This is a genomic window from Rhodobaculum claviforme, from assembly GCF_016653255.1.
Taxonomy (GTDB): Bacteria; Pseudomonadota; Alphaproteobacteria; order Rhodobacterales; family Rhodobacteraceae; genus Rhodobaculum; species Rhodobaculum claviforme.
Genome location: NZ_NHSD01000317.1, coordinates 1 through 5,998, shown reverse-complemented (window position 1 = coordinate 5,998; position 5,998 = coordinate 1). Strand labels below are relative to the sequence as shown.

Here is a 5,998-nt window from a genome sequence, read left to right as displayed (position 1 = left end):
CACCGCCCCCGAGGGCGACCGCGCCCTGCGCCCGCAGACGCTGGACGATTTCGTCGGCCAGGCCGAGGCCCGCGCCAACCTGCGCGTCTTCATCGAAAGCGCCCGGATGCGGTCCGAGGCGATGGACCACACGCTGTTCTACGGCCCGCCCGGCCTGGGCAAGACCACGCTGGCGCAGATCATGGCGCGCGAGCTCGGCGTGGGCTTCCGCATGACCTCCGGCCCGGTGCTGGCGCGCGCGGGCGACCTGGCCGCGATCCTCACCAACCTCGAGGCCCGCGACGTCCTCTTCATCGACGAGATCCACCGCCTCAACCCCGCGGTGGAGGAGGTGCTGTATCCCGCGCTGGAGGACTTCCAGCTCGACCTCGTGATCGGCGAAGGCCCCGCCGCCCGCACCGTGCGGATCGAGCTTCAGCCCTTCACCCTTGTCGGCGCCACCACCCGCCTCGGTCTGCTGACCACGCCGCTGCGCGACCGCTTCGGCATCCCCACCCGGCTGCAGTTCTACACCGAGGCCGAGCTTGCCCTGATCATCGCCCGCGGCGCCCGCCTGATGAACATCCCCGCCGAGGACGCCGGCATCGCCGAGATTGCGCGCCGCGCCCGCGGCACCCCCCGCATCGCCGGGCGCCTGCTGCGCCGCGTCGTGGACTTCGCGCTGGTCGAGGGCGACGGCCGCCTGACCCGCACGCTCGCCGACAGCGCGCTCACCCGCCTCGGCGTCGACCACCTCGGCCTCGACGGCGCCGACCGTCGCTACCTCACCCTCCTGGCCGAGCATTACGGCGGCGGCCCCGTCGGCGTGGAGACCATCGCCGCCGCCCTCTCCGAGGCACGCGACGCCATCGAGGAGGTGATCGAGCCCTACCTCCTCCAGCAAGGCCTCCTCGCCCGCACCCCGCGCGGCCGCATGCTGGCATCCCGCGCCTGGACCCACCTCGGCCTCACCGCCCCCCGCCCGCCGGGCCAGCCCGACCTGTTCGAACCGCCGAGCGAGTGAGCCTGATGCGCAAGCCCCTCGACGCCTGGCAGCCGCTGCCCGCCGAACGCAAACTGGCCGAGGAGATGGCGTCCGGCCTGATCGTGCAGATTGGCGACGGCACGCTGCCCCCCGCCGACTTGCCCCTGGACGACCCAAGGGTAATCCGAACCAGCTTCCTCCGCGCCCTGATCCTCGGACACGTCAGGGGGCACAAACCGCAGGACCGGGGAATTCGCGTGCAGGGTGCCTACCTCCTTGGCAATGGGGCACGTGAGGCTGAAACCCGTGGGCTTGACCTCGAAGGCTACGATCTTCCCGCCGATATCGCCTTGATTGCATGCCGCATCCCCGACCTTCTGCTTCTGCGCAGTGCCCGACTTGGCACTGTCATCCTGAACGAGTCAGACCTTGGTGCGGGGTTTGCGGCTGATCGACTGGTGGCGCGCGGCAGTCTGCTGTTGCGTGGGCTGTCCGCCAGGGGGCAGTTGCGGCTGGTCAGCGCCCGTATCGAGGGTGATCTGGATTGCTCGCGTGGCCGGCTGGTTCCCAGCGGCAAGGACGCAACGCTCGATCTGGACGGCGCAGATGTTGGGGGCAGTGTCTTTCTTCGACGGCTGGTCAGCGAGGGCGAAGTTCGTCTGGTCGGGGGCAGCCTGAAAGGCGACCTCGACTGTTCCGGTGCGCAGTTCAGCGCTGGCAGAGACGGCTTCGCCTTAAGCCTGAATCGCGCCCGTATTTCTGGGTGTCTCTTCCTTCGTGAGGGCGCTCCGGCATCCGGTATTTTCGATTTTTCGAACGCCCGAATTGACCAGATTGCTGATCACCCGTCTGCATGGCCGCAACTGCCCGGCAATTTGCTGTTGAATGGTTGTCGCTACGGGGCGTTTACGGGAACCGGTGCCGGTGTCGACTCCGCCGCGCGCATCCGCTGGCTCGCCTTGCAGGACGAAAGCCGCTGGGGCGCGGAATTCTGGCCCCAGCCGTGGGAGGAATGTGCGCGGGTGCTGCGCGAGATGGGGGACGGCGCGGCGGCGCGGGAGGTCCTGATCGAGAAGGAAAAGCGCCAGCGCGCGGCGCGACGGGCACGGGTATGGCGCACCGGGTATCACGAGGATGCGTTGTGGTTGCACCTGTGGGATAGGGTGCTGGCGGTGACAGTTCGCTACGGCCGTATGCCTTTACTGGCTATGGTGTGGCTGGCAGCGGCTTGGTTTGTCGGCGCGCTCGTATTTGCCGAGGCGCAGTCCCGCGATGCGCTGAAGCCCAACCTGCCGCAGATCCAGCGCGCGCCGGAGTGGGTGTTGTGCGGCGCCGACGCCGGGCAGGGGGTGGCGCTGGCCGGCCAGCCGCCGGCCCAAGGGCTGCGGGTGCCCGGCGAAAGCCGCATCGCCTGTTACCACCGCCAGCCCGAGGGGGCGGGGCATCCGCGCTTCAACGCGGCGATTTATTCCGCCGATGCCCTGATCCCGGTGGTCTCGCTGGAGATGCAGAGCTACTGGATACCCGACGATGACCTGCCGTTCGGAGCCATGGCGCGGGGGTATCTGTGGGTGCATATCACGGCCGGCTGGTTCCTCACGCTGCTGGCGGTCGCCGGGTTCTCCGGCCTGATCAAGACGGACAACACGACATGAGCGACACCCTCGACGCCGACGCGATTGCCGCGCTGTTCACCCGCTCGGACGGCAGCTACCTGTGCGCGCGCTGGGGGCGGCCGGTGGTGCCGGTGGTGTTCGGGGTGGGGGATGCCTCGTTGCCCGTCTTCAAGGGCGCGTTCGAGGCTCTGGGGCAGCTGTCGGGCCATCCGGTGGCCGAGACCGATCCGGAGCTGGGCGCGAATCTCATGGTGTTCATGGTCCGCGACTGGGCCGAACTGGCCGAGGTGCCGGGGCTGGAGCGGCTGATCCCCGACCTGGTGGCGCTGCTCGACCGGCTGACGGCGGCCGAGGCCAACCAGTACCGCATCTTCCGCTTCGATGCGGCGGGCGGGATCAAGGCGGCCTTCGTGCTGCTGCGCCTCGACGCGCATTTGGCCGCCGTCCCGGCCGAGGTTCTGGCCCTCGCGCAGGCCACGCAGACCTGGCTGTTGTGGTCCGACACGGCCTTTGCCGATGCGGCCCCGCTGGCGCAGGCGGGTGGGCGGGTGATCCTGCGGCCCGACATCGCGGGGGTGATCCGGGCGGCCTATGATCCGGTGCTGCCGGTCGCCGCCACCGATCCCGCCCATGCGCTGCGCCTTGCCGCCCGGATCACCGCGCCGCAGTGATGCTGCCGCAACCCGAACCCGACCCGGCCCAGACCCAGCCTGGACCCCGGCCCGACCGTGGCCCGCCCCCGATCCGGTCCCGGTCAGCCCGCGCAGTTGCGGCACAGCGGCGCGTCAGGCACGGCGTCCAGACGAGCGGGGCTGATCTCCTCGCCGCAGCGCATGCAGTGGCCGTATTCGCCGGTCTCGATCCGCTCCAGCGCCGCATCGATGCGCGCGACCTCGGCCTGGGCGGCCAGGCCCATGCCCTCCAGAACCTCGTCGTCCTCGCGCTCGGTCGCGGCTTCTTCCCAGTCGGTGGTGGAGCGCGAGGATAGCTCGCGCTCCACCTCCTGCATCCGCGCCATCAGCGCATCGCGCCGGGCCAGAAGTTCCGTCCGGCGTTCGGTGATGGTGGTCATGGTGCCCTCCCTGTACATCGGTGTACGCGACGCAGGCAGTGTGCGCCGACGCAGCCCCTTGCGTCCATGACTGAAATCAAGCGCCACGCCGCAAGGGAGGGCAAGATGCACAGCCACACCGTCCGGGTGTACTACGAGGATACCGACCTTGCCGGGATCGTCTATTACGCGAACTACCTGAAGTTCATCGAGCGCGCCCGCAGCGAATGGGTGCGCACGCTCGGCCTCGATCAACGGGGGATGCGGGCGCAGACCGGCGTGGTGTTCGCCGTACGCCGGGTGGTGGCGGACTATCTCGCGCCGGCCCGCTTTGACGACCTGCTGGAGGTGGTCAGTCGGCCCATGGCGGTCACGCCCGCGCGGCTGGTGATGGACCAGCGTGTCCTTCGCGACGGCCGCACGCTGTTCACGGCCCAGGTGACGCTCGTCGCGCTGGACGCGTCGGGGCGGGCGGTGCGGCTGCCGGCGGGCTTGCGCGATGCGGTGCAGGCGGCCGGCCCGGATCACGCGACGCCGGGGCAAGCCTCCGACCCAGCCCCCGACCCGGCCCCCGAAACGCGGGCCGGACGCTCAGCCCAGCAGCGGTGACCACGACGGGTCCGACGCGGCGGTCTCGGTCGGCAGCCGGCGCAGGTTGCGCCCCGAGATGTCCACCGACCACAGCGCCGGATTGCCGCCCGGAGGTTCGCGGGTGAACACGATGACCCGCCCGTTGGGCGCCCAGTTCGGGCCTTCGTCCAGGAACGACGCCGTCAGCAACCGCTCCTCCGAGCCGTCGACCCGCATCACCCCGATGTGGAACCGCCCCTGGTCGGACTTGGTGAACGCGACCATGTCCCCGCGCGGCGACCAGACCGGCGTGGCATAGCGCCCCGATCCACGGCTGATGCGCCGCGCGGCCCCGCCCCCGGCGGGCATGACATACAGCTGCTGCGTGCCCGCGCGGTCGGATTCGAACACGATCTGCCGCCCGTCGGGCGAAAAGCTGGGTGAGGTGGAGATCGACGGATCGCTGGTCAGCCGATCCACCCGCCCGCTCGTCAGCCCCACGGTGTAAAGATCCGTCGTCCCGCCGCGTGCCATGGAAAAGATCACCGTCTGCCCGTCCGGCGCAAACCGGGGCGAGAACGTCATCCCCCCCTGGTCGTGCAGCGCCCGCGGCCGCATGTCCGACAGCGCCATCACCATGATCCGCGGCGCCCCCGCCTCGAACGAGGTATAGAGCAGCCGGTCCCCCGCGGGCGAGAACCGCGGCGACAGCACGGTGGCGCGCCCGTCGGTCAGCATGCGCACATTGGCGCCGTCCTGGTCCATCAGCGCCAGCCGCTTGACGCGCCGGTCGCGCGGGCCGGTCTCGGCCACAAAGGCGATGCGGGTGTCGAAGTAGCCCCCCTCGCCGGTGATGCGGCTGTAGACGGCGTCAGAGACGCGGTGCCCCATCCGGCGCCAGTCTCCGGCGCTGCCTGCGAACTGCAACCCCTCGCCCATCTGCCGCCCCGAGACGACATCGAACAGCCGGAACTTGACCACGATGCGGTCGCCCGTCAGCCCCACCGCGCCCGTCACCAGCGCCTGGGCATTGATCGCGCGCCAGTCGGCGTGGCTGACCGGCGCGTCGAACGCGGTGATGCGCCCGATATGGGCCGACGCGGGGATTTCCCGGAACAGCCCCGTGCCCGTCAGATTGTTCGCCACCACCCGCGCGATCTGCGCGGTGTAGGGGGCGGCCGATCCGGTCTCGGCCACGAAGTCCGGGATCGCCAGCGGCACGGGCTCGATCACGCCCTCGGTGATCTCGATGCGCAGGGGGCCGGACTGGGCATGCGCCCGCGGCACCACCGCCCCGGGCAGGAGGGCGGCCGCAGCCGGCAGCATCAGGGCAGAGCGGCGGGTCAGGGTCATCGGATCCTCATGCTTTCGGGGTTGAAGGTCATCTCGACCTCGCGCCAGGCGTCGTAGCTGTCGGCCGGCAGGGGAAATCCGGTGGCGCCACAGCGCAGGATTGCGCGGCGCGCGGCCTCGAAGGCCTGGCGCGCGGCGGCCTCGGACCCGCCGGTGTAGTCGATCATCCGCACATCCCCCTCGGGCGTGGCGTCGCGCGCCAGCCGAAAGCCCACGGTGACGGTCACGGCCTGCGCCTCGGTCGAGAGCGGACCGATGTTCCAGCACTGTGCCACCGCCCGGCGCAGCGCGTCCACCGTGCCGCTGCCCAGGGCAGCAGGCCCGGCGGCAGGCCCGGACGCCGCGGTGCGGGCGGCATCGGCCACCGCATCGGCGATGGAAGCGAACAGTGCCTCGTCGAGGTCGGGGCCGCTGTCGGCGGGCCTGCTGCCCTGGGCAGCGGCA

5 protein-coding genes and 2 pseudogenes are annotated in these 5,998 nt (G+C 70.8%); 4 read left to right on the top strand and 3 right to left on the bottom strand.

All coding sequences use genetic code 11. From position 1 onward, the window contains the following. Nucleotides 1-25: 25 nt before the first annotated feature. The 3 genes from ruvB to CCR87_RS15355 are packed head-to-tail and all read left to right on the top strand — an operon-like array spanning nucleotide 26 to nucleotide 3,251. The gene (ruvB, locus tag CCR87_RS15365) at nucleotides 26-1,003 is read left to right on the top strand and encodes a Holliday junction branch migration DNA helicase RuvB (protein ID WP_201158417.1); all 978 of its coding nucleotides are present in this window, start codon (nucleotides 26-28) and stop codon (nucleotides 1,001-1,003) included. Between the two features lie 5 nt (nucleotides 1,004-1,008). Then, nucleotides 1,009-2,619, top strand: coding sequence for a hypothetical protein (locus CCR87_RS15360; RefSeq protein ID WP_201158415.1), 1,611 nt, complete (start codon nucleotides 1,009-1,011; stop codon nucleotides 2,617-2,619). Beyond that, nucleotides 2,616-3,251: a hypothetical protein gene (locus CCR87_RS15355; RefSeq protein ID WP_201158414.1), complete on the top strand. Its 636-nt coding sequence runs from the start codon at nucleotides 2,616-2,618 to the stop codon at nucleotides 3,249-3,251. Before CCR87_RS15360 ends, CCR87_RS15355 begins: the two co-directional genes overlap by 4 nt. An 83-nt stretch (nucleotides 3,252-3,334) precedes the next feature. Here the strand turns inward: CCR87_RS15355 and CCR87_RS15350 are convergent, their stop codons facing one another. Next, entirely contained in the window at nucleotides 3,335-3,652 is a 318-nt protein-coding gene (locus CCR87_RS15350) for a TraR/DksA family transcriptional regulator (protein WP_201158413.1), read from the bottom strand. A gap of 105 nt (nucleotides 3,653-3,757) precedes the next feature. Here CCR87_RS15350 and ybgC point away from each other — a divergent pair. After that, a pseudogene (ybgC, locus tag CCR87_RS15345) lies at nucleotides 3,758-4,147 on the top strand (tol-pal system-associated acyl-CoA thioesterase); the annotation flags it as partial. Between the two features lie 75 nt (nucleotides 4,148-4,222). Here the strand turns inward: ybgC and tolB are convergent. Both tolB and CCR87_RS15335 read right to left on the bottom strand, forming a co-directional pair. Beyond that, a complete protein-coding gene (gene tolB, locus CCR87_RS15340) occupies nucleotides 4,223-5,554 on the bottom strand; it encodes a Tol-Pal system beta propeller repeat protein TolB (protein WP_201158412.1) in 1,332 nt (443 codons plus the stop codon). Then, nucleotides 5,551-5,998 (bottom strand): annotated as a pseudogene (locus tag CCR87_RS15335) (energy transducer TonB); the annotation flags it as partial. The gene tolB and the pseudogene CCR87_RS15335, both read right to left, overlap by 4 nt.

Excerpts from the sequence above, each read along its gene's own strand:
- CCR87_RS15360 (WP_201158415.1), top strand. The coding sequence starts at position 1,009 with ATGCGCAAGCCCCTCGACGCCTGGCAGCCGCTGCCCGCCGAACGCAAA.
- CCR87_RS15355 (WP_201158414.1), top strand. The coding sequence starts at position 2,616 with ATGAGCGACACCCTCGACGCCGACGCGATTGCCGCGCTGTTCACCCGC.
- CCR87_RS15350 (WP_201158413.1), bottom strand. The coding sequence starts at position 3,652 with ATGACCACCATCACCGAACGCCGGACGGAACTTCTGGCCCGGCGCGAT.
- tolB (WP_201158412.1), bottom strand. The coding sequence starts at position 5,554 with ATGACCCTGACCCGCCGCTCTGCCCTGATGCTGCCGGCTGCGGCCGCC.